The organism is Bacillus sp. mrc49, assembly GCF_002803435.1.
In genome coordinates this window covers 214,927-237,276 of record NZ_PHNG01000688.1, presented here as the reverse complement: position 1 = coordinate 237,276, position 22,350 = coordinate 214,927, and the positions used below count along the sequence as shown (strand labels likewise).

Annotated in this window: 20 protein-coding genes; 3 read left to right on the top strand and 17 right to left on the bottom strand. The window is 44.2% G+C overall.

Going from position 1 to position 22,350, the window contains the following annotated elements; all coding sequences use genetic code 11:
* Positions 1 to 166 precede the first annotated feature (166 nt).
* Both CVN76_RS12445 and anmK read left to right on the top strand, forming a co-directional pair.
* On the top strand, positions 167 to 1,690 hold the full coding sequence (locus tag CVN76_RS12445; RefSeq protein WP_100531606.1) for a glycoside hydrolase family 10 protein: 1,524 nt from the start codon (positions 167 to 169) through the stop codon (positions 1,688 to 1,690).
* Between the two features lie 44 nt (positions 1,691 to 1,734).
* Positions 1,735 to 2,889: an anhydro-N-acetylmuramic acid kinase AnmK gene (gene anmK / locus CVN76_RS12440; RefSeq protein ID WP_100531490.1), complete on the top strand. Its 1,155-nt coding sequence runs from the start codon at positions 1,735 to 1,737 to the stop codon at positions 2,887 to 2,889.
* Between the two features lie 397 nt (positions 2,890 to 3,286).
* On the opposite strand, the gene CVN76_RS12435 is transcribed toward anmK, so the two are convergent.
* From CVN76_RS12435 to CVN76_RS12390, 10 genes are all read right to left on the bottom strand, one after another.
* On the bottom strand, positions 3,287 to 4,168 hold the full coding sequence (locus CVN76_RS12435; protein ID WP_198512547.1) for a VOC family protein: 882 nt from the start codon (positions 4,166 to 4,168) through the stop codon (positions 3,287 to 3,289).
* 179 nt (positions 4,169 to 4,347) lie between these two features.
* On the bottom strand, positions 4,348 to 5,940 hold the full coding sequence (mhpA, locus tag CVN76_RS12430) for a bifunctional 3-(3-hydroxy-phenyl)propionate/3-hydroxycinnamic acid hydroxylase MhpA (RefSeq protein ID WP_157805655.1): 1,593 nt from the start codon (positions 5,938 to 5,940) through the stop codon (positions 4,348 to 4,350).
* A gap of 149 nt (positions 5,941 to 6,089) precedes the next feature.
* A complete protein-coding gene (locus CVN76_RS12425; RefSeq protein WP_100531487.1) occupies positions 6,090 to 7,076 on the bottom strand; it encodes a fumarylacetoacetate hydrolase family protein in 987 nt (328 codons plus the stop codon).
* A gap of 55 nt (positions 7,077 to 7,131) precedes the next feature.
* Positions 7,132 to 7,848: a FadR/GntR family transcriptional regulator gene (locus CVN76_RS12420; RefSeq protein ID WP_061144192.1), complete on the bottom strand. Its 717-nt coding sequence runs from the start codon at positions 7,846 to 7,848 to the stop codon at positions 7,132 to 7,134.
* 349 nt (positions 7,849 to 8,197) lie between these two features.
* On the bottom strand, positions 8,198 to 9,619 hold the full coding sequence (locus tag CVN76_RS12415) for an amino acid permease (RefSeq protein WP_061144193.1): 1,422 nt from the start codon (positions 9,617 to 9,619) through the stop codon (positions 8,198 to 8,200).
* An 87-nt stretch (positions 9,620 to 9,706) separates the two neighbouring features.
* Positions 9,707 to 10,945: an amidohydrolase gene (locus CVN76_RS12410; protein ID WP_100531486.1), complete on the bottom strand. Its 1,239-nt coding sequence runs from the start codon at positions 10,943 to 10,945 to the stop codon at positions 9,707 to 9,709.
* A gap of 48 nt (positions 10,946 to 10,993) precedes the next feature.
* On the bottom strand, positions 10,994 to 12,448 hold the full coding sequence (locus CVN76_RS12405; protein WP_100531485.1) for a YfcC family protein: 1,455 nt from the start codon (positions 12,446 to 12,448) through the stop codon (positions 10,994 to 10,996).
* An 84-nt stretch (positions 12,449 to 12,532) separates the two neighbouring features.
* Positions 12,533 to 14,149, bottom strand: a complete 1,617-nt coding sequence (locus tag CVN76_RS12400) for a M20/M25/M40 family metallo-hydrolase (RefSeq protein WP_100531484.1) — start codon at positions 14,147 to 14,149, stop codon at positions 12,533 to 12,535.
* A 73-nt stretch (positions 14,150 to 14,222) separates the two neighbouring features.
* Positions 14,223 to 14,984, bottom strand: coding sequence for a dimethylarginine dimethylaminohydrolase family protein (locus CVN76_RS12395; protein ID WP_100531483.1), 762 nt, complete (start codon positions 14,982 to 14,984; stop codon positions 14,223 to 14,225).
* Positions 14,985 to 15,005: 21 nt separating this feature from the next.
* Positions 15,006 to 15,863 carry a dimethylarginine dimethylaminohydrolase family protein gene (locus CVN76_RS12390; protein ID WP_100531482.1) on the bottom strand — a complete coding sequence of 286 codons (858 nt, stop codon included), beginning with the start codon at positions 15,861 to 15,863 and terminating at the stop codon, positions 15,006 to 15,008.
* Positions 15,864 to 16,037: 174 nt separating this feature from the next.
* Between CVN76_RS12390 and CVN76_RS12385 the strand changes: the two genes are divergently transcribed.
* Positions 16,038 to 16,778, top strand: a complete 741-nt coding sequence (locus tag CVN76_RS12385) for an IclR family transcriptional regulator (RefSeq protein ID WP_100531481.1) — start codon at positions 16,038 to 16,040, stop codon at positions 16,776 to 16,778.
* Positions 16,779 to 16,879: 101 nt separating this feature from the next.
* On the opposite strand, the gene CVN76_RS12380 is transcribed toward CVN76_RS12385, so the two are convergent.
* From CVN76_RS12380 to CVN76_RS12350, 7 genes are all read right to left on the bottom strand, one after another.
* The gene (locus tag CVN76_RS12380; protein WP_061144199.1) at positions 16,880 to 17,128 is read right to left on the bottom strand and encodes a hypothetical protein; all 249 of its coding nucleotides are present in this window, start codon (positions 17,126 to 17,128) and stop codon (positions 16,880 to 16,882) included.
* 16 nt (positions 17,129 to 17,144) lie between these two features.
* Positions 17,145 to 17,435: an SAV0927 family protein gene (locus tag CVN76_RS12375; RefSeq protein WP_100531605.1), complete on the bottom strand. Its 291-nt coding sequence runs from the start codon at positions 17,433 to 17,435 to the stop codon at positions 17,145 to 17,147.
* Between the two features lie 32 nt (positions 17,436 to 17,467).
* Positions 17,468 to 18,745, bottom strand: coding sequence for a Glu/Leu/Phe/Val family dehydrogenase (locus CVN76_RS12370; protein WP_100531480.1), 1,278 nt, complete (start codon positions 18,743 to 18,745; stop codon positions 17,468 to 17,470).
* Between the two features lie 383 nt (positions 18,746 to 19,128).
* A complete protein-coding gene (locus tag CVN76_RS12365) occupies positions 19,129 to 19,830 on the bottom strand; it encodes an N-acetylmannosamine-6-phosphate 2-epimerase (protein ID WP_100531604.1) in 702 nt (233 codons plus the stop codon).
* Between the two features lie 9 nt (positions 19,831 to 19,839).
* Positions 19,840 to 21,426: a PTS system mannose/fructose/sorbose family transporter subunit IID gene (locus CVN76_RS12360; RefSeq protein ID WP_198512546.1), complete on the bottom strand. Its 1,587-nt coding sequence runs from the start codon at positions 21,424 to 21,426 to the stop codon at positions 19,840 to 19,842.
* Positions 21,427 to 21,465: 39 nt separating this feature from the next.
* On the bottom strand, positions 21,466 to 21,936 hold the full coding sequence (locus CVN76_RS12355; RefSeq protein ID WP_100531479.1) for a PTS system mannose/fructose/N-acetylgalactosamine-transporter subunit IIB: 471 nt from the start codon (positions 21,934 to 21,936) through the stop codon (positions 21,466 to 21,468).
* Between the two features lie 18 nt (positions 21,937 to 21,954).
* Positions 21,955 to 22,344: a PTS sugar transporter subunit IIA gene (locus CVN76_RS12350; protein WP_100531478.1), complete on the bottom strand. Its 390-nt coding sequence runs from the start codon at positions 22,342 to 22,344 to the stop codon at positions 21,955 to 21,957.
* Positions 22,345 to 22,350: the final 6 nt, after the last annotated feature.

Below are 22,350 nucleotides of genomic sequence, written 5' to 3'. Positions count from 1 at the left end.
GAATAGGTATATTCATTATTTGTTAACGCTTACAAATAATCATATAAAAATTACTAGCTGAAAAGAGGTTGTACGATTGATGAATGGAAGAATCACAAAAAGAAAACTAGGTTCATTGGCACTGACTGCTTTAGTGGGGGGATCGCTTCTCCTTCCCGCTGACTTGATGGCAGATGCAGATGCTCACTCGCCATCTCCCAAAACGGCCCATGTTAAGCAGGAACTTCGTGCCACCTGGATTGCAAGCGTGCTAAACATCGACTGGCCATCGAAGCCCGGATTGACAGTTACGGCTCAGAAAGAAGAATTCATCAAGTATTTGGATGAGCAAAAAGCGATGGGGATGAATGCTGTCGTCATGCAGATCAAACCGACAGCCGATGCTTTTTATCCTTCCCGCTATGGACTTTGGTCACAATATTTAACAGGTGTTCAAGGAAAGGATCCAGGATACGATCCCCTTGCATTCATGATTGAGGAAGCTCACAAACGGAATATGGAATTTCACGCCTGGTTCAATCCTTATCGAATCACCATGCCTTTAGGAAAAACGGCTGAACTCTCTGACCTTGATAAACTACCGGAATCCCATCCTGCCAGAAAGCATTCAAATTGGGTCATCCCCTACGGACAGCAATTGTACTTTGATCCAGGCATCCCTGAAGTACAGCAGTTCGTGATTGACGGTATTATGGAAGTTGTTAAGAATTATGATATCGACGCGGTTCACATGGATGATTATTTCTACCCTTATAAGATTGCCGGCATACCTTTTCCAGATGATGATTCCTATCAAAGGTATGGCGCAGCTGAATTTTCGAATGTAGAAGATTGGCGCAGGGACAATGTTAACAATCTAGTTAAACATATCAATGAACAAATCAAGGCGGAAAAATCTTATGTGAAGTTTGGTATCAGTCCATTTGGAGTCTGGCGTAACAAAGCGGTTGATCCAACAGGCTCGGACACCGCTGCCGGACAAACCAATTATGATGATTTATATGCGGATACAAGAACATGGATCAATAATGGCTACATCGATTACATTGCGCCTCAATTATACTGGAACATAGGATTGCCCGTAGCCGACTATGCGAAGCTTCTTGATTGGTGGACAAAAGAAGTCAAAGGTAAAAATGTCCAGCTCTATATTGGACAGGCAGATTACAAAATCAATACGGAGTCCAACGGCGTGCAAAACTGGTTTGATCCGGAAGAACTGCCAAACCAGATAAAATTAAATCGATCTTTTAAAGAGTTCGATGGCAGCATGCATTTCAGTGCAAAAGATTTACGGAATAACCCACTCGGGATAGCAGACCGTTTACGTGAAGACATTTACCGCCATCCTGCCTTGGTTCCATCGATGCCTTGGATAGATAATGAAGCGCCAAAACCTCCTAAGGTTGGCAAGGCCAAGCAGAAGGGTGCCGAAATCCAATTCAAGATTCGCGACCACAAGCATTCAGATGCATCTTATTATGCCATTTATCGTTTTGATGGGAAGCATGAAGGAAATCTTGAGGATTCAACGAACTTACTGGCTACAGCCCACAAAGAAAAGGATGATCAATCGTTCATCGACCGTACCGTCGAAAAAGGAAAGACTTACACTTATGTAGTGACTGCCTTGGACCGTACCCACAATGAAAGCAAACAAACCAAGCAGATTAAAATAAAGGTAAGATAACATTCCTTGTTATGATAAAACTAGCAAAGATGGGTGGCATGAAAATGTACATAGTAGGATTAATGTCCGGAACCTCATTGGATGGCATCGATGCGGCACTTGTTCGTGTGAATGATAGCGGCCTGAAGACGGAAATTGAAATGATCGAATTCATCACCTACCCTTTTCCGAAAGCCGTGGAAGAAGAAATCGTTCAGTCTTTATCCGTTGATACATCCAATGTGCAATTGATTTGCAGTTTGAATTTCAAGTTAGGAAAATTATTTTCAGAGGCAACGAAGGAAGTTTGCAAGAAAGCCGGACTGCCCCTGGAGCACCTGGATCTAGTAGGAAGCCATGGGCAAACGATCTATCATCAGCCTTTGCAGGAAGAGAATATGGTTCCGTCAACCCTTCAAATTGGGGAACCAGCAGTGATAGCATACGACACGAACACACCAGTCATATCCAATTTTCGCACCATGGACATGGCCGCTGGCGGTCAGGGTGCCCCGCTCGTACCTTATACCGAATATGTTCTTTACAGAAGTGAAACGAAGGGAAGATTGCTTCAAAATATCGGGGGAATCGGAAATGTGACGGTGCTGCCCAAGCAAGCCACCCTCGAAGACATGTATGCCTTCGATACCGGTCCAGGGAATATGATCATTGATGAGGTATGCCGCCAGTTATTTAATAGGAAATATGATGAAGGCGGGAAATTGGCGAAGCAGGGGCAAATGAATGAAGAGCTATTAGCTTATTGCCTCAGCCACCCCTATATTATGAGCCATCCACCAAAGTCGACAGGCAGGGAGCTGTTCGGCAAACAATATGTTGAAAATCTATTAAGGCAATTCAACACGCTTCCGGGCGAAGACATCTTAGCGACGGTAACGATGTTTACCGCCAAGTCCATCGTCGACAACTATCGAGCATTCATCCTGCCGAAAACCGACATAGAAGAAGTGATCATCGGCGGGGGCGGCAGCTACAATAACACGTTAATTGAAATGATCCGCTCTTTGCTTGGAGATTCCATAACCGTCCTCACGCAGGAAGAGTTGGGATACTCATCTGAAGCAAAAGAGGCCGTAGCATTTGCCTTGCTTGCAAACGAGACGTTTAATGGCAAACCAAGTAATGTCCCCTGCGCTACAGGTGCAAAAAAGGATGTCATCCTGGGGAACATCACCTTACCCCCTTTAACAGGATATTGATGATGAAAAAAACATAAAATAAGAAGCTGAGACTCTTATAAATTCCCCTTGGAACTGAATCTTAGGGGAATTTTTAATGCGAGTCCGCTACTGTAGCATTTGAAATAGGCCAGGAGATGGCCTCCTTCATCATATCAGGTTCAGCTTTTCGGATATCTGCAGTTTGATCATTACCTGATGCTTGAAAACAAGAGGAGCCAATCCTCCAATTGGCTCCTACATAACATACTCTAAATTGGACTTCAGGTATTCATGGATTTCTCCTCCTGCCCCTCCTATTAGATCACCGAGAAGAAGCATCGGGAAAATGAAAAGTCCGATCCATGATCAGAGGTAGAGAAAATACTGCCCCATCCTGCTGCCGCTTTAACGATCGATCACCGCTCGCCCTATACTCTTATACTTTTGCCAAATCCACTTCGAATTCAGTTCCCCATGAACTCAAACCTTCCCAAACTCTCGGCTTAAGCGGTAAATATTTATGCCATGGACGCGGCTCAAACATGCCAAGTTCAGGGATGAATACATCAAGATCCGTGTAAAGCTCGATGATATTCCCATCTGGATCATGGTGGTATGAAGCAATGTTATGGCCAGCCGTATGGCGCGATGGTCCCCAAAGTATCGGGCGGCCATGTTTCGCCAATACATCTGAACTGTTGCATTGATGACTGGCATCTTTCAGCTGGAAGGCAATATGATGCATTCTGGTGTCGTTGGATGCAACAATATTCAATACATGATGATCCGAATTACATGTTAAGAAGTTGCAAAAGTCTTCACCAATTTGATCTGTAAACCAGAAGCCTAATGACTCTTGGTAAAATTGAACCACTTCCTTGTGATTGTCCGCATAAAAAGCGATATGTCCAAGTTTCAGGGGAACGATACCCGAAGAACCATAGCCAACAGCTGAGTGTTCCATATCCGTAAATAATTCAATGATATTTCCAGCAGGATCATTTAATTCAATGAGCGTGGCAATTCCAGGCTTTCCTTTTCTCAGTTTTGATGCGATGCCCTGTAATTGTAATTGCTCCTGTACTTCCTCCAAGCTCAGCTTACCATCCAATTGATATCCATAGCTGCGAATGGCCGTTTTTTCAGCTGGTGTGATGATAATATTATGATGATCGAGCCCGTTACTTAAATATGTAATGCCTGCTGTCTTTTCCGTGACCCGGTAACCCATTACATTTGTATAATAATTAATCATATCTTCTGGATTTTTCGTCATGAAATCTGCATATGCTAACCGAAAAACTTTTATTTTGGTCATCATTCATTCCTCCATTATCATTTGCTATATGAATAAACTTATAAGTCGGATTTCTAATATTCAGCTAATTCATTAATAATAGTTCGATAGTTATGCTATACTTAATTCATGGACATGATTGGTCCTGCCTCCCACAGGCAATACCTTATCAATAGGGTGATGACACACCCTATACTCTCTTATTGAGTGATGTATCTAGAATTGTCTGTCTTCCTATTCAGCTTTATTTGTCTCGAAAGATCATCGATCAAAATAGGCAGCCGATCGAATGACGAAACAGCACCAAATATATAAAAGTCCGGGCGGACAATGACCGCTTTGAATCCGGTTTCATCAAAAAACTGTCTGTACTTCCCCTTTACATCCACTACAGCATCCCTGCCTATTTCTTGATTCGGAATAATGGTTATGAATCTTGTTCCCAGTTGCTCCATAAACTCTATCTGCCCATCCCCTAAAAATCTGCTTGCATCGTCAAGGAAACTCAAAATCTTCCATCCCTGTCCAACTGCATCGTCCAACAGGCTTGTCACGCCTTTGTAGTTCACTTCACTTTGCAACGACAACCGACCTGCATGCGATTCACTGGCTGCTTCATCGTTTTTATAAAGAATTCCGTCCGTCATGTTCGGGAATTCTGGAAATTCCGGTGCCTTTCCAGTTAAAAAGGCTTCGTCCCTTTCCTTCGCAGCTTCTGGATCGGTTACACAAATCATTTTGCCTAAAAATAGAGCGGCTTCAATAACCGCTTGTGTATGAGGTTTTCTTTCTGTGGTATACGTATCCAGGATGGCTTCATCAGCTACGCCGCGTAAAACAAGATCTAGCTTCCAAGCCAAATTCTTCGAATCACGAAGCCCTGAGCATAGTCCCTGCCCCATGAACGGTGGAGTCAAGTGAGCAGCATCGCCTGCTAACATAAGCCTTCCTTTTCGCCAGTCATCCACCCACATTGCCCGAAATGTATAAACGGCATGCCGCTCCAAAATCGCATTATCAGCTGAAATATTCCACGGTTCCAATAAACGCCAAGCGACTTCTTCATGATTAAGTTCCTCCTTTGTTTCATCAGGAAGAACCATGAATTCCCACCGCCTCCTTCCTGGTCCTCCAGAAACAACGGTTGTTGGTCGTGCTGGGTCACATAATTGCAGATTGCTAGGTTTCCACTCCCGTTCTACTTTTGGGATGATATCCACCACGAGCCAGTCGGATTGAAATCCCAGATCGGTGACCGTATGGTCCATCTGTTTACGAACGAAACTATTGGACCCATCACATCCTACAACATACCGAGCTGTTACTTTTGTTTGTACACCCTGAAAATCTTTGACGATCAAATCCACCCTATCCTGATATTCAGAAAGTCCGACTGCCTCATATCCAAGATTGATGCTTACTGTAGATAGGCTTTTGCACGATATATCCATTTTTCGTTCCAGTTCAGGTTGATTGAAAAACATATCCCGCGGCCATCCAGAGATGCCAAACTCCGACCAATCCAATTTCAAAAGGGCTTGATGATCCGCATTACACCACTCGTACATATCTTGAACTCTTTCGGAAATCGTTTCGATATCAATCGTAGGGATTACCGTTTGAAGGATCCTCGCTACTTCATGATCATAATGTACGGCTCTAGGTAATGAAAAGGGCTCTGGAAATCGTTCATACACACCCACTTTCCAGCCTTTTTGGCCAAGCAAGGCTGCTAACAATTTCCCTGCTGGACCATAACCGACGATCGCTACATCGAAAATCTCATTTTTCATAAAACATCCCCTTCCATCATTCATACCAATATCGCAATACCTCATGTAAGCGCATACAAATAAATCGAGCTGTATAACTTAAGCGAGGAATAAAGCTGGGATTCACCTCAAAACAAGGTACATGCACGATCCCAACCTTTTACATCCACTTAAGAATTTAGGAGACTAGCAACTTGACTTGGAATGACTGTATTAATCTGTTCGCCAAGGTCTATCCTCCCATCCTGGCTTTTGATTGTACAACGAATTACATCGCCATCCCGAAGGTATTTTGCACTTGTTTTTTGATTCTCAACGAGCAAATCCAGTTTCTCTTGCCCAGGGACCGCCAGACTGGATACTTTACCCATGATTTCTGCTGAAAGATTTAGAGCGACCCCGCCTGTTGTTCCGGTAATGATCAAATCTCCTTTTGATAAGTCCATGATTTCACTTAGCTCTGTTAATGTTTCTGCTGGCTTAAATAATAATTGATTCGTATTAGCAGACTGACGTAATTCGTCATTCACCCAAAGATTCACCTCTAAATCATGGATTAACGGGATTTCTTCTTCATCAAGCAGGTAAAGGTAAGGACCTGTGGGGCCGAATGTCCGATAGCTTTTCCCTTTTAACCATTGACCTTCGGGAAGCTGGATATCCCTTGCTGAGACATCATCCACAATGACTAAACCTGCCACATATCGATGAAGGTTCTTATCGGTAACATGGGCTGGCGCTGTAATATCCGTACCGATCACAAGACCAAGCTCTATTTCATAATCCAGCAATTTCACGTGCGCAGGACGAACGATTTCCGTGTAGGCCCCACAAAGGGAACTGTCCGCTTTACTAAAAATCATATTAAACGGCGGACGTCCCGTTTCAAGCCCTGCCTCGGCACGATGTGTGGAATAGTTCGCCCCTTGGCAAACGATCCTCGCCGGTTTCGTAACCGGACTCAGGATATTCACTTCCTTTAATGAAACAAAATCGGCTGTTCCTTGCTTCATTATCCCACGAGCCTTCTCGGCCCCTTTCTCGAGAAATTCGGCCAGGGTGCCATATGCTTCATTAAGGACGAGGATTTTGTCTCCAGCAACAACCCCCCAGCTTGCTTTATTTTCTTTTTCGAATCTAACAACTTGTATACCCAACTCCATTACTCCTTTCTTTTAGAAAAATGATGATTAGCATTTATCATGGAGAACTTCATGATACATATATCTCTTCCAGCAACCGCTTGACACGTAAGATCAGGTCTGTCATTTTTTGACGTGCCAGGTCTTCATCACGTGCAAGCACGGCCTCATATATTGCCCGATGCCGATCCAACACTTCCTTTGTTGGAGAATCGAAGGTCGGATCTGCATATTCCTTCACCGCATGAAACGTTTTTTCACGGCTTATTATGAGCGCTTTATGCAGGGACTGGATGGTGCCGATCATTAAGTCGTTATAAGACGCGTGTAATATGCTTTGATGGAATTCAAAATCAGCCTTTGCCCAGGCTCTCTCGTCCCCGACAGATTGCTCAAGCTTTTCGAAGCATGCCTTGATCTTGACATGATCTTGGTCCGTTGCCCTTTTAGCTGCCAAGGCTGCTGCCATTGGTTCAAGCCCCAGCCGAACATCGGTCAAATGAAGGATAAAGTCACTATTGTTTTCATCTTCAATGATCCAGGTCAATACATCAATATCCCACCACTGCCACATGGCCCTTGGCAATACACTCGTTCCTGACCTTTGATTGGACCTTATAAGTTTACGGGTAGCCAACCCCTTAAGGGCTTCACGGACCACAGTTCGACTGACTCCATGCATTTCACTCAATACTTCAGCCTTTGGCAATATTTCGCCAGGAAGGTATTCTCCGTTCACGATTTTCCGTCCAAGCTCATGGACCAATTCTTCACTTCTATTTTGCATTGCCTGCATTGCCTCCCTTTCTTATACCTTTACCAACAGTATACATGGTAACGGGTCTTAAATGAGAATGGGAGTCATATCTCACGAAAATCCAGTAATCGTTTGCCTTTTCTTTATGACGAAAGAATCAACTTACCCATTACCAGCCTCCTTTGAATTTATAGGGAGAAAATAAATACTATTTATCTGTTTATTCTAATAAGTAGTATTTATTTAATCTTAAAGGGCTTCTATATAATTGTCAATCTATTTTATTTTGTTCTGACAGTACCCTGTGAGTATGCAAAAGAACCTTTAATATGAAAAAATGACCCGTTCGCCATTTCTGCGAACGAGTCATTTCTCATGACTACATCAATTTCTCATTACCATTTTCCATTTGCATCGTTGACGGAATCTTCTTGGCCAATTTGAACTTATAGAATAAAAGGCAGGCTGCCAAAAATCCGATTCCGTAGAACAAGCCAACCCGCTGAGTCGGATCAAAAGCAAGGAATACTAATACCATTAAACAAAAGCCTAAGCAAAACAAAGGGACAAAAGGATAAAAAGGCACTTTGTATTGTAACTCCTCCGTTTTCCCGCCGGCTTTTATAAATTTCCTGCGGAACATATATTGTGATAAGGCAATCCCCATCCAGGAGATAGTAACGGATATGCCCGCAATCGACATGAGCAAAACGAACACCGTATCAGCAGCCATGAAACTGGTCAATAACGATAATAGTGAAAAGATTATGGTGAATAAAAGGGCATTCAAAGGCACTTTCCTTTTGGATAATAAACCGAAAACCTTTGGTGCCATTCCATCATGGGCCATCGCCCAAAGCAAGCGTGTTGAGGCATATAGACACGAATTCCCGACGGAAAGTATCGCTGTCAAAATGATGAAGTTCATGATGCCTGCTGCATAAGGTACCCCCGCTATCTTCATCAAGGTAACAAATGGACTTTCCAATAAGCCCAATTCCGACGAAGGGAATATCGCTGAAAGGATGATGATGGATGCAAGGTAAAAGACAATGATTCTAAAAAGGACATTGCGAATTGCCTTAGGGATGTTCTCTTCCGGTTTTTCACTCTCCCCCGCTGCGATTCCGATCAGTTCCGAGCCTTGATATGAGAATATGACATTCATCATGGTAACGAAGATAATCGTTATCCCCCCTGCTGGAAAAAGGCCGGAAGGAGCAAGATTCTCAAAGAATGGGGTCGGACGATCCGATAAAGAGACGAAACCAAAGATGCCAGCGATTCCTATTAAGATGAACAAGATTACGGCAATGATTTTTATCCCGGAGAACCAATATTCAGCCTCTGCGAACCCTCTGGTCGTCAAGGCATTCAAGGAGAATAAAAGCAGAATGAACACCGCACACCATATCCAGGTGGGAACGTGGGGAAACCAGTGCTTCATCAAGATTCCTGCTGCTGTAAATTCAACACCCGCAGTTGCAGCCGAGCCGACGAAATACATCCAACCAAGTGAAAATCCGGCGGATGGCCCAATATATTCAGCCGCGTATTTTTGGAAGGAACCAGTAACCGGCATATGAACCGCCAGTTCTCCAAGACAGACCATGACCATATATAAAATGATACCGCCCGCTAAATAACCAATCAAAGCCCCTCCTGCACCTGCTTGATTAATGGTATAGCCTGCATTCAGAAAAAGGCCCGTACCGATTACGCCGCCAAGCGAAAGCATGAATAAATGGCGCCGCTTCATTGAACGCTGCAGTTGATCATCTTTCTCCAGTCCATTCCCCATAATTTCCACGTCCTTATCTTATCAATTAACTATCTTCTCCCGGCCATCTAAAATTTTAATCCGGAGCGAATTCCGGACAGCCGCGATTCATTCGGCCATGTTACCCGTTTTTAGCTCACCCGCCATGCTTCCTTCAATTGATGGCTGCTGACCGCACAATTTTTCGGCAATCCCGACAAAATATCTTACACCATACTCCAAGGCCCTTTCGTCGATTTTAAATTTAGGATGGTGTAAAGGGTAAGCTTTTCCCAACTCATCACTATGAACCCCAAGGAACTGCATCGAAGCTGGAACGATTTCTGAAAACGCCGAAAAATCTTCCGTTCCAAACATCGGATCATCGACCACAATGATCTGTTTTTCTTCAAAAATCTCTCCCATGACCGTTCGCGAAATATCAACGGCAGCCTTATCATTCACTACGGCTGGATAACCTAAATGCCAAGTTAATTCGTATCTTGCTCCATGAGCCTCGGTGACACCTTTGACGATTTGCTCCAAGTACTCCCTAGCCTTCACTCGGCTATCGGAGTGTAAGGAGCGAATCGTACCGCCGATTTCAGCATATTCCGGAATGACATTGAGCGCACTTCCAGCATGAAACTGAGTGATTGAAATGACGGGTGCCCTAAGGGCGGAAATCTTTCTGGAGACGATGTTTTGAATATTGGTTGTCATTTCTGCACCGATCATTAGCGGGTCGATCGTCAATTCAGGGGTCGAAGCATGTCCGCCCTGACCAATGATCTTGATTTCAAAGTCATCTGCTGCTGCACAGAACACTCCGTCCCTTAAACATATCGTCCCTGTTCTTTCATACGGAGTAACATGAAGGGCAAATGCAAATTCGACTCCTTCCATGACCCCTTTTTTCACCAACTCTTGAGCTCCCCCTGGCAAAACCTCTTCGGCGTGCTGGAAAATGAATCTGATTTCCCCATTGATGGCCGCTTTTTTTTCAGAAAGGATTTTGGCCGCACCCAATAACATCGCTGCATGCGCATCATGTCCGCATGCATGCATGACGCCAGGATTTCTTGATTTACATTCCAATTCTGTTTCCTCTTCGATCGGAAGAGCATCAATATCTGCACGAAATGCGATGATATTCTGTTTTTGCGCCGCAGCCTTGTCTCCTTTGAGAACCGCCATGACGCTTGTCTTGGTCGGCCTAGTCACTTCTAATCCTGAAAGGGCGCTCAATATCGTGTAGATATATTCTGAAGTCTCGTGCTCCTCGTACGAGAGCTCAGGATTTTCGTGAAAATGGCGTCTCCACGAAATCACCTCATCAACCATCGTCTCCTGTACATGCTTCAACATAAAAGGCCTCCTTGATTATTAATTTGGAAAATTCTGATATTTTTACATTTAAAAAGGACCATATTGAATGCTTTGGGCAATGATTAAAAAAATTATCGCCACGGCAATCTGGATGATAAGGAAAGGAAGCACCCACTTCACCCATTTCGTAAATGAGATTCCCGCTACGGCAAGACCGGCCAAAAGCACTCCAGACGTTGGGAATATCATATTCGATATCCCGTCCCCCAATTGGAAAGCCAATACGGCAGTTTGTCTTGTCACTCCCATTATATCCGCCAACGGCGCCATGATTGGCATCGTCAATGCTGCTTGGCCGCTGCCGGACGGAACGATGAAGTTAAGGAACATTTGCACAATGAACATTCCAAGTGCATTGATGGCGGGCGGTAGATGCTCGACCATTCCTGCCGCATAATATAAAATCGTATCCAGCAGGCCGCCGCTTGTAATGATGACCAAGATCGTCTGCGCAACCCCTATAATCAATGCCCCCGAAACCATATCGCCCGCTCCTGAGATAAAGCCATTGGCCATCTTGGATGCTGATAAGCCCCCGATCATTCCCATGATGATCGCGCTCAATAAGAACAACCCGCCAATTTCGCTTATATACCAACCTAATTTAATGACACCATAGATTAATAGTATGAAGTTCAGCAATAAGACGAATAAAGCCATGGAATGTCGTTTACTCATCTTGAAGTCTTCATCAACCATCGTATGATCTTCACGCCTGAATTTACCGTATTCACCTAATTCAGGATTTCTTTTCACTTTCATGGCATGAAAATATATATATAAAACGGTGATGACGTAAAACACAGCAAGGATGGCAATTCTCAACCCCATTCCCGAATACATGGGCAGTTCCGCAATGCTTTGGGCGACCCCTACATTGAATGGATTGGTGATTCCGGAAATGAATCCCGTTGCCAAGGTTCCAAGGATGACGATCGCAAACCCCGTGAGGGCGTCGAACCCCAAGGCAATCGTCATCGGAACGATGATCGCGATATAGACGAGCGCATCTTCAGCTGAACCTATCAATGTCCCTAATGAGGCGAAAATCAATACCATCAACGGAATAAGCAATTTTTCTTTTGTCCCGAATCGGACCGCCACGAATTTGATGAATGAATCAAGTGCCCCTGTTGCCTGCATGATTCCAAGTGCCCCTCCAAATAAAAAGACAAACAAGATGATCGATGACCCTTCGATCATTCCAGCGTGAATGCTGCTGAACATTTGCAATAGCCCTACTGGTGTTGAATCGATAAATTTAAAGGACGTTGGATCGACGACACTTCGACCATCTTGTTCAATCCTCTCATATTGGCCAGCAGGCAATATGTAGGTTAATATCGTCACAATCACGATGACGATGAACATTAACACAAAAGGGTTGATTCCTTTATCCGGTAACTCGGATAGTTGGTTCGGCACATTATTTTTAGGATTAAGCGGCTCGGATGTGATTTGCTCGTTTGGTAGGTTATCCATATTTGACCCTCCCATATATTTTCTCCTTTATGAGCTGCAACTTGGACCTTTTATCAAAGTAATCCTTGCTTTTTCTGCTGGGGATCAATGCGCATCCTTGACTTTGATCATGCTCTTTATTAGCTTTTCCAGCATGAGAGGCGTATGAATGAAGGCACTATCGATATGAAGCCGCTCAGTTCGCTGGTGTGCATCCTTTCCGAACGGCCCTACATTGAGCACCGGCGCCTGAAGTTTTAGCATATCGGCAAAAGGAATGCTGTAACTATCCCCCCAAACTGGCGTGTTCTTCTCAAAAGCGGTCCAGCCATCCGATTCATCTTTATATTGGACATAGCTCAGGTCACAAAGACCATTGAAATAATGAACCTGGCTGATTTCTTCATTAAACAATTGCGCCGTTTCCTTTAATAGTTTAACGGATTCGATGACAAGCGGATCACTTGATGTATTGACGGCAGGATAATACGGCGGCGCAAACAGCAATACAACGGCAGGTGCAAGCTCCTGGCATTGTATCATCAGTTTTTCTACGATCCGCAGTGATTTTTCCCGCTCATCCCAATCCCCATTTGCCTGGACCTCTCCTTTAATTTGCTCAACAAGATTCGCCCCGAATTTCCCCACGGCATAAGATAGCAGTTTTTCGTAGCGAAGCACCTGAACTTCACCTACCCCTTCAATCCGTTCACGAATGCATAAGGCCTTATAGGACTCATTGCACCTGATCGCCGCTTCCTCTGCAACCTTCTCGAAAATATCCATGATTTCCCCAGCGCTTCTCTTCATGATGAAAACATTATAAAGCGCTGCTGCGCGGTAAGGCGTTTGTGTTGAATACTGCAATTTGAGATCTTTTTGCTGAAGCGATACTGGCAAAGGTGTTTTTTCCGAGAAATCGCTTTCCAAAAAAGAAGTGTTCCACTCCATGAGCTGTGTAAGGAACGAGGCCATATAGTTAGCTGTCATCCCCTTCAATGGCTCTCCCACATGTGTTTCCTTTCCATAAAAAAGCGCTGCCGGCATGATTTTCCCCATCGTTCCCGAGTAAATATAATGGCTCTCGTCTCCAGGTTTCTGTGAAAAAGATGGTTCACTATTGAGAAACATCTTATATGAAAGACGATACTTATCACGCAGCGCAACAAGCTCCTTGACTGCCGCCCTCATGCCAGCAGAATTGACTTCTTCGTCTGGAACGGTCAGCAGCAAAAGATTGACCGGCCACTTTTCGATGCTTGCTTTTTCGATGAGGGCCATGTGTAGGGCTAGCCCCATTTTCATATCCATCGTTCCACGCCCAAACAGGTAGTTACCCGATTCGAGGTCGATGCGCGCCTCTTCCGGCAGATCATCTTTTCGATCAAGGAGTTTTTTCGTGAGCTGTTCTGGCTGAAAGGCCAGCATCTCGAGATCACCATATTCCTCCGTCTGTACCGTATCGAAATGACTTATCAAAACGATTGTCTCGTCCGCTTCAGGATGCTTATAAAAAGCATGGACGAAATGCCTTCCCATATCCACTTCATGAAGTGATAAATTGGCAGGATTCTTCTTAAAAAAATCAAGCTCTCCTAATTTCTCCTGGACTTTATAAGGAAACGTGATTTCACCTTCTGTAAGCGTCCTGCTTTCCCAGCCCACAAGCTCACATAGTAATGCACGCAGTTTTTCCGGAGTTCCCCATCTTAATTGGACCATTGAAATCCCTCTTTCCGTTTGTCATCATCAAATGCAAGGAAGCATGGAGGCATGCTTCCTTCATTCACCTTTATTAAAAGCGAAGCGATAAACAGCTCAATCCGCCATCCTGCTTCCGGAACTCTGACATTTCCAGCTCGATCGTTTTATATCCAGCTTCATTCAATTTACTTTTCGTCTGAACATATCCGCTAGGGATAATGACATAATCATTGACGAGAATGCAGTTCGCCGAGTATTCATCTTCAGCTGAAACGATGATTTTCTTATATTGGACAAAGTCTGGATGATCGATGAACTCCCCAGCCGCAACGATCAAATCATCTCCTAGGTAGGCAATTCCCGTTTTTAAATGGAAGAACTCTTTTAATGGAACAATCGTCCCTTTATAGCCTTCGGATTCTACGATTCTCTTTAACTGCTGTGCACCTTCCTCATTTGTACGCTCGGAAATGCCAATATAAAAATGGTCATCGACTTGAAGCACATCTCCCCCATCTAAAGTTCCCGGAGCATGTATATGGTGAATGGTTTCATGAAACTCCTTCAAGACGGGTTCCATTTCCACTATTTCCTTGTTTCTGGTAACATCCCCTGGATTCGTAATGACCGCAAATTCAGGGGTAATGACAGCCGTATCTTCTACGAATGTCGAATCTGGAAACTCCTCATTTGCCGGGAGGTGCGTCACCTCGACCCCGCATTTTTTTAATGCTTCCACATAAGCGGCATGCTGTTCCAATGCTATATCATAGTCGGGCGTACCCAGGTCCGATGTTGTTAATCCATTTACATAACTTCTACCTGGTGTTTTTACGATGACATGTTTATACAAAGCTCATTCCCCCATTATTCACTATTTTTTTCGCACTACCGGGCAAGTTAAACAGGTAGGCCCGCCCGTGCCCTTATAACTGATTTCAGTTCCTTTATATTCATATACCGTGGCTTTCGCATCGAGAAGCTTTTGCTTTGTATATTCATTCCCGGCAGTCATTACACAAACCCGCGGAGCTAATGCAAGCACATTGCAGCCAAGATTCATGTACTCTTCTTCCGGTACCTCTATTAGCTGAACGCCCCTTTCAATGAGGAGTTTTCTGAAGTAGACTGGCATGAGCCGTGAATGAACGACAGCCAAATCATGGTCAATCATGCTAATGAAAGACATGAGGTGAAGACACTCTGCCTCCCCTTGATCATGGGGAAGCTGGACTACGATGAATTCATCCACTAGATGGGCCGTCATTTCTTTTAATTGCCTAATTCCCTCGGCGTTTGTCCGGTAACCATGTCCTACAACTAGAGTCCTATCATCAAGCCAAACCAAATCACCGCCATCCGCGACTGCCTCCCCCGTTAGTTCGCCTATGATGGGGATGTTATTTTCCATGCAAAAATGCTTGTATACAGCGGCCTCTGGCTGCCTAAGTTTTTTCCCTGACTTTAAAAGGATCGCTCCTTCGCTTGTGAACTTGACAGGGTCATGCGCGTACAAGGAGTCAATGCCCACTTCCTTCGATGCTGCCAAGTAACTGATGTCGGGTACATACTTCTCCAAAATGGAAATGAAATCAGCAAACTCTCTTACGGCTTCTTTTAAATCCGGCTCGTCTGAAAAATTGAATCTTTGCCATTCATCACTTAAATGCGCCTGACTAATGAACGCATCATTCGGGTGTTTAACAATGACACGTTGCAAAGAGTTGTACATTGATGAACAATATGACACTTCCTCTCCTCCTTTTTCCACTACGCGGAAAACATTTCCGTTAATAGGAATTTTTATTAAATTATAAAATTTTTTATGGTATAATGTCAATATGTTTTAAATATTCAAACAATATTATCTTCACGATTTCTGTATGGAAAGATAGGTGGAATGTTTATGCAATCGATTGACCGTGCGATGAATGTCATTAACGTATTAGTTTCCCATTCATCGGTAAATGGGCTTGCCATTACGGATCTCTCCCAAGAATGTGAGCTTCCGGTAAGTTCCATGCACCGCTTGTTAAAAGCCATGTCCAAGCACGGCCTCATACAACAAGATGAGCAATCCAAACACTATGGTTTGGGGAATATTTGGCTCGAATATGGCCTGCGGATGTATGACAAAATGGATTATATCAGTCAAATCAGGCCAGAGCTGGAAAGGCTGATGAATTGGGTGAAAGAAAGTGTCTACCTTAGCCAGCCAATGGAAATGGAGTCCCTCATCATCGAACGTATCGATAGTGAAAAAAGCCAAATTCGCGTATATGATCAGCTCGGCTCACGGATCCCGATGCATATCGGTGCCGCCAATAAGGCAATGCTAGCCTACATGCCATATATCCAAGCGAACGAAATCATAGATGCTCTTGTTCCTGAAAATGAAAGAGCCGCATTATGGGATATCTTGAAAGAAACGAAAGTGAGAGGCTATGGCATCAGCCACAATGAAAGAACGGAAGGAACCTCTTCAGTGGCCGTTCCGATCTTAAACCATTTCGGGGAAGTGCATGGCGCAGTGAGTATCGGATTTGTCAGCTTTAATCTGACAGAGGACAGACTGGATTTCCTCATTCAACATGTGATGGAAACAGGCAAGCGGATTTCTTCCAAATTAGGCTATAGGGGACCATGACCATTCCCCCCCATCGATCGCTGTCCCTAACCAGAAAGCGGGGAAGGATTACGGAAAAACAAAAAAAGAAGATGAGTCATTTCATCTTCTTTCGCTTATCATTAATCGCTGCCGGTCACGAATAAGTCTTCTTTAAAATAAGCAAGGACCTCCCCTGTCACCACTTCTTCCCCCTCCATTACCTCCAATGATTGTATTTCCCCGCTGACGCCAATTTCAATGATCTCCACACTCCCATCCGCTTTCTTGATTTGAAATAGTTGTTCCCATTCGTAAAATCTGGAATTTTCGGAAAGCGAAATTTTTTCAAGCGTACCTTCACACGGGCTAAGAATCACATCAATGTACATGGCACTATTCCTCCTTTTAGTATTGTTCCAAATTAAATGGGGATTGCAGGACTAACTTAAGAAAATCCTGGAATTCAGGAATATCTTCTTGTTCGACGCCAAGCGCCTGGACCCAATATTGATCCAAAGAAATATCGCCGGCACACATCAGGATCATTCTTCCGTTCTGCAAGGAGGTTACCATCGCTTTACCGAAGAACTGCGCTGAATATACAATGGTCACATCATAACGATAATTTTTGGATAAAAGGCAATAATGATGGATCGCTTGATTTTCTTTATTTTCGGAAAGAATGTCAAAGTTCAATGGATAGCCCCTTTCTTCCATATTTCATCATTTTAGTATCTGACCCAGCCACGAAGCCGGGAAGCTTCCGCGATCTTGCGTATCCCTTCAATATAGGCAGCAACTTTCATATTCACCGAAAATTTTTGTGAGGTATGATGGACATTCAAAAAGCTTTCTGCCATCTTTTCCTTCAATCGTTCATCCACAAGTTCTTCCGTCCAGTAATATCCTTGATTGTTTTGGCACCATTCAAAATATGAAACGATCACTCCCCCTGAATTGGCCAGAATATCGGGTACCAAAACGATACCTTTTTCATCAAGAATTTTGATTGCTTCTTTTGTTGTCGGCCCGTTCGCGGCTTCGATCAAGATTTTACATTGCAATCGTTCGGCATTTCCTTTATGGACCACCCCGCTAATTGCCGCAGGAATCAGCACATCGCATTCCTTCTCCAATATGTCGGAATTCGATAATGATTCGTTGAATAAATTCGAAACGACACCAAAAGAGTCCCTGTTCTTCAAAAGATACGGAATATCCAACCCGTTTGGGTCATATATTCCCCCGAGCTCATCCGCTATCCCAACCACCTTTGCCCCCCATTCATGCAAATACATTGCCAAATGGCTGCCAACATTCCCGAATCCCTGGATGATCACGCGCAAGCCTTCAATGGGAATTCCCTCTAATTCACAGACCATTTGAAGCGTATATAACACGCCCTTGGAGGTAGCTGTTTCACGTCCCTTCGATCCGCCTAATGTCAGCGGCTTACCGGTAATGAAGCCTGGTGAATCGAATTCCCTGATATGATCGTACTCATCGAGCATCCACGCCATGATTTGGGAATTCGTATACATATCCGGTGCAGGAATATCCTTCGTCGGTCCCACTATCTGGCTGACTGCCCTGACGTACCCTCTGCTTAATCGTTCTAGCTCAGACGAACTCATCAATCTGGTATCACAGACAATACCGCCCTTAGCGCCTCCATATGGAAGATCCGTAATTCCACATTTCAAGCTCATCCATCCCGCCAATGCCTTAACCTCGTCAGGTGTGACTTCCGGATGAAACCGAATCCCGCCTTTCGTCGGTCCGGTCGCATCATTATGCTGGGCACGGTATCCTTGGAACATCCGCGTTTCACCATTATCCATTTGTATGGAAATGCTGACTTCCAAAAAGCGCATCGGCGTTTTCAAAAATTGATATACAGAATCTGGATACCCTAAAACATGAACCGCTTCTTTTAAAATATCCTGGAACTCTTGCAGCGGATTGTCGCTTTGACGGGTTTCCATCAGGTTTGTTTTGCCTGTCATTTTAGCACCTCACTTTTATTCTTATTAAACTAGTAAGCAACTTTCATGCCAGTTTTAAAAACTTGTGTAAACGGCCATAGATCGTGAGGTTGCCTTCATCGCCGGTGAATGTAACTTTTTCTGGGGTATGTATGAATTCATAAGCCATTCAGGTCTGCATATTATGAAATTGCAAGTAACAGGACATCAATAGGCAACATTACAAACTCCATATCTGGATGATTCCTATAGTAGAAATATTGAACTAGTTGGCAGCTGATGTATGCAAAAAACAAAAAAAGGGCACGCACGCATGCATGCCCTTTTCACTTGACCTATGAGAACTTTTTTTGCATTTGTGCGAAGAAGACCGACACCGCCATATAGATCGGTTTTGGAAGCTTCTATTTCTCAGCCAGCAGCTTCAATTCATCCACGAACCATTTCGTGATAATTTCCGGACGAGTAATGGCCGTTCCAACCACGACAGCGAAGGCACCGCTTTCAATGGCTTTTCGAGCATGATCCTTCGTGTGAATATGACCTTCAGCAATGATGGGGATTTTGCATGCAGAAGAGAGTTTATGAATGAGAACATAATCGACTTCCTTCACGTTTTTCGTTTCCTCCGTATATCCACACAATGTCGTTGATACGATATCCGCTCCCAGTTCTTCTGCGATCTGCCCATCTTCAAAAGTCGCACAATCTGCCATCACTAAAATATTGGGATGCTTACTATTGATATTTTTTATGATGCTTTCAAGCGTTTCACCCCCAGGTCGCCTTCGTTGGGTGCCATCAAGGGCTACAATGCTGGCACCAGCCTCAATGATGCTTTTAGCACTTTCATAGGTCGGAGTGATATATACCTCGCTTTCATCCAACCATTGTTTGTGAATCCCCATGATAGGCAAGGTCGTTACCTTCCTGATCGCTTCGATATTTTCAGGCGCGGTTGCCCTTATTCCAACGGCGCCCCCTTTTTCAGCAGCCTTGCTTAACGCGCCCATGATATTCGCCCCATACATGGGCCAGCCTACCCTTGCCTGGCACGACACAATCAATCCATTCTTGATCTTGTTCAATACGTTTTTTTTATCCATCTTTATCACCTACAAGACTCCAAATGATTTTCCAACTAGACCTACAACAAAGCAAAAAAGAATGAGCCAGTAGATTGCCTTTTTATATTTATGCAGAACCCATAAGAAGCCAAGCGTCAAGAGAAGAGGCAAAAGCCCGGGCAAGATCGAATCGAGAAGTTCTTGCAAGATGATTTCTTTGCCAGCGTAGTTCCATTTAGCGGCCACTCCCACCTGAACAAAATGGACAATCATCGAACCTGTGACCATTAATCCGACAATGGTTGCCCCCTGTACAAACTTATTGAGGATATCCGAATCTTTCATTTTCAAGATAAGGTTCATTCCAAACCTGTACCCATAAATCAATCCATAATAGCGGGAGATAATGTTTAGCAATACGTTTGGCACGATGAATAGGATCGGACCTATCGGGTTTCCCTCCAACGCCAAGCCAGCGCCAATTGCCGCAAAAATGGTCATGAAGGTCGCTTTAAACACAGAGTCACCAATTCCAGAAAGCGGTCCCATCAATGCAGCTTTGGTTGAAGAAATAGTCTCAGAGGTGATCGGTTTTCCTTGTGCCCGTTGCTCTTCCAAGGCGAGTGTCACACCGATGATGGCATTGGTAGTATACGGGTGACAGTTAAAAAACTCATTATGGCGGACAATCGCTTCTTTTAATTCCTCTTCGTCTCCATAAAGTCTTTTGAGTGCCGGAATTACCGCAAAACAAAAACCTAAACTGCCATAGCGCTCATAATTTATCGACGTCATGCTGAAGAAGGAACGGAAAAAGGTACTGATTAAATCCTTCTTTGTCAGGATCGCCGTTTCCGCTTCACCTCGCTGGGACGAAGGAAGGGCGATTTCACTGTTATCTGCAATATTCATCACCACCGAAATGCTGATGGCGATTCCAAGACCCAACAAGGCAATCGATAGTACGGGGAGTTCCAAATAAACCGCCAGTACGAATCCAATCAGGAAAAATGACCAATACTTCTTGAAGTCCATCATTTTCAGGAGCATTGCCATTCCTATGGCAGGCAGAATTCCTGCCGAAACCTTTAAACCATCCAGAAACCACGCAGGCATGGAATCCACAAGGTTCTTTACAAAGTCGCTTCCAAACTGAACGGCCAAAAACGTCGGGATGAACATGACTGTGAAAAATACGATCAAACCAGACAGGTGCAGCCGTCCTGCCCTCTTTAGATTAAGCGCTTTTAGAGCATTTTCAGCACGATGCACGAGAAAAATATTGAAGTTCCAAGCAAGCATGATCAAAAGCTGAGCCAGAATGCCAATTGGCAAGGCCAGGGCAATTCCAACTTCTGGTTTACCGCCAGCACTGATTGCAAAAATGGTACCAATCAGTCCTGCAATTTGTGCATTTGGAGGGATGCTCCCTCCAATCGGCAGGACCCCCATGAACATCAATTCGACGCTCGCCCCTACAATCAAACCTGTTTGGAGGTCGCCCATCATTAAACCTAGTAACGGGCCCGCAAAAATCGGACGGCTGATCATCCAATATCCGTACCCATAGTTTTCAGTCATAAGACCCGCAACAAAAGCGCTCAGCAAAACGGCTGGCAGGAAGCCAATATCCACTTTTTCTCCCCCTTTACGTTCTGACGGCCTTTCCCGTCTCTATATTTTCGTAAATAAATCAATGGATTTGTCACTTGGAGATGTTCGGATTTCACAGGCAATCCCGTGATCTTTTATTTTTCGGAAAACGGCCTTATCTTCTTCGTCCAAATAGACTGTTTTACATATTTCCTGTTTGCCAGCTTTATAGTACATGCCGCCTACATTTATCGAAGGCAGCATAATCCCTTTTTCAATCAGGGATAAGAGAACATGGGGACTTTTCACGACGATGAACGTTTTCATGGAATCCGGCTGCGCATCGAGATGGCTCACTGCATCTTCGACAGAAAGAATGGCAAGTTTTTTCCCAGAAGGAACCGCCATGCTTAGCAGCAGGATTTGGGTCGGGTCGTTCGCCGCTTCATCATCAACTACAAGATATTCAGTGACTTGATAAGCAACGCTCCATGAATAAGCGACTTGTCCATGTATAAGCCTTTCATCGATACGGGTAACAACAATGCTCATGACAAACCTCCTTCACGATTATCGAATGATTACGGAGTTTATATGGCTAATGCTTTGGGAGGCATTGGCGATTAACTCTCTCGGACATGCAGGTGATAGACAGCATTCAATCACTAAACCTAAATGGAAACCGGTGATTACCTGTACGGCGTCATCTTTCAACACTTGAAGTGTAGATGCATTGCATGGGGAACCCCCTTTAATATCAGCCAGTAGGATTATCTCTTTGTAGCGGACCCGCAGTTGATCGACTGAAATTCCCAGACGGCTTGAAAATGAGTCGAATGCTTCGTCGGCACCCATGTTCAATGCATAAAGGCGTTTTTGTTTTCCTGTAATCAGCTCCACACATTCCTTCATTGCCGAGGCTAAGTTGCCATGACTTACAAGTATAATGGCCCTATTCAACTTACC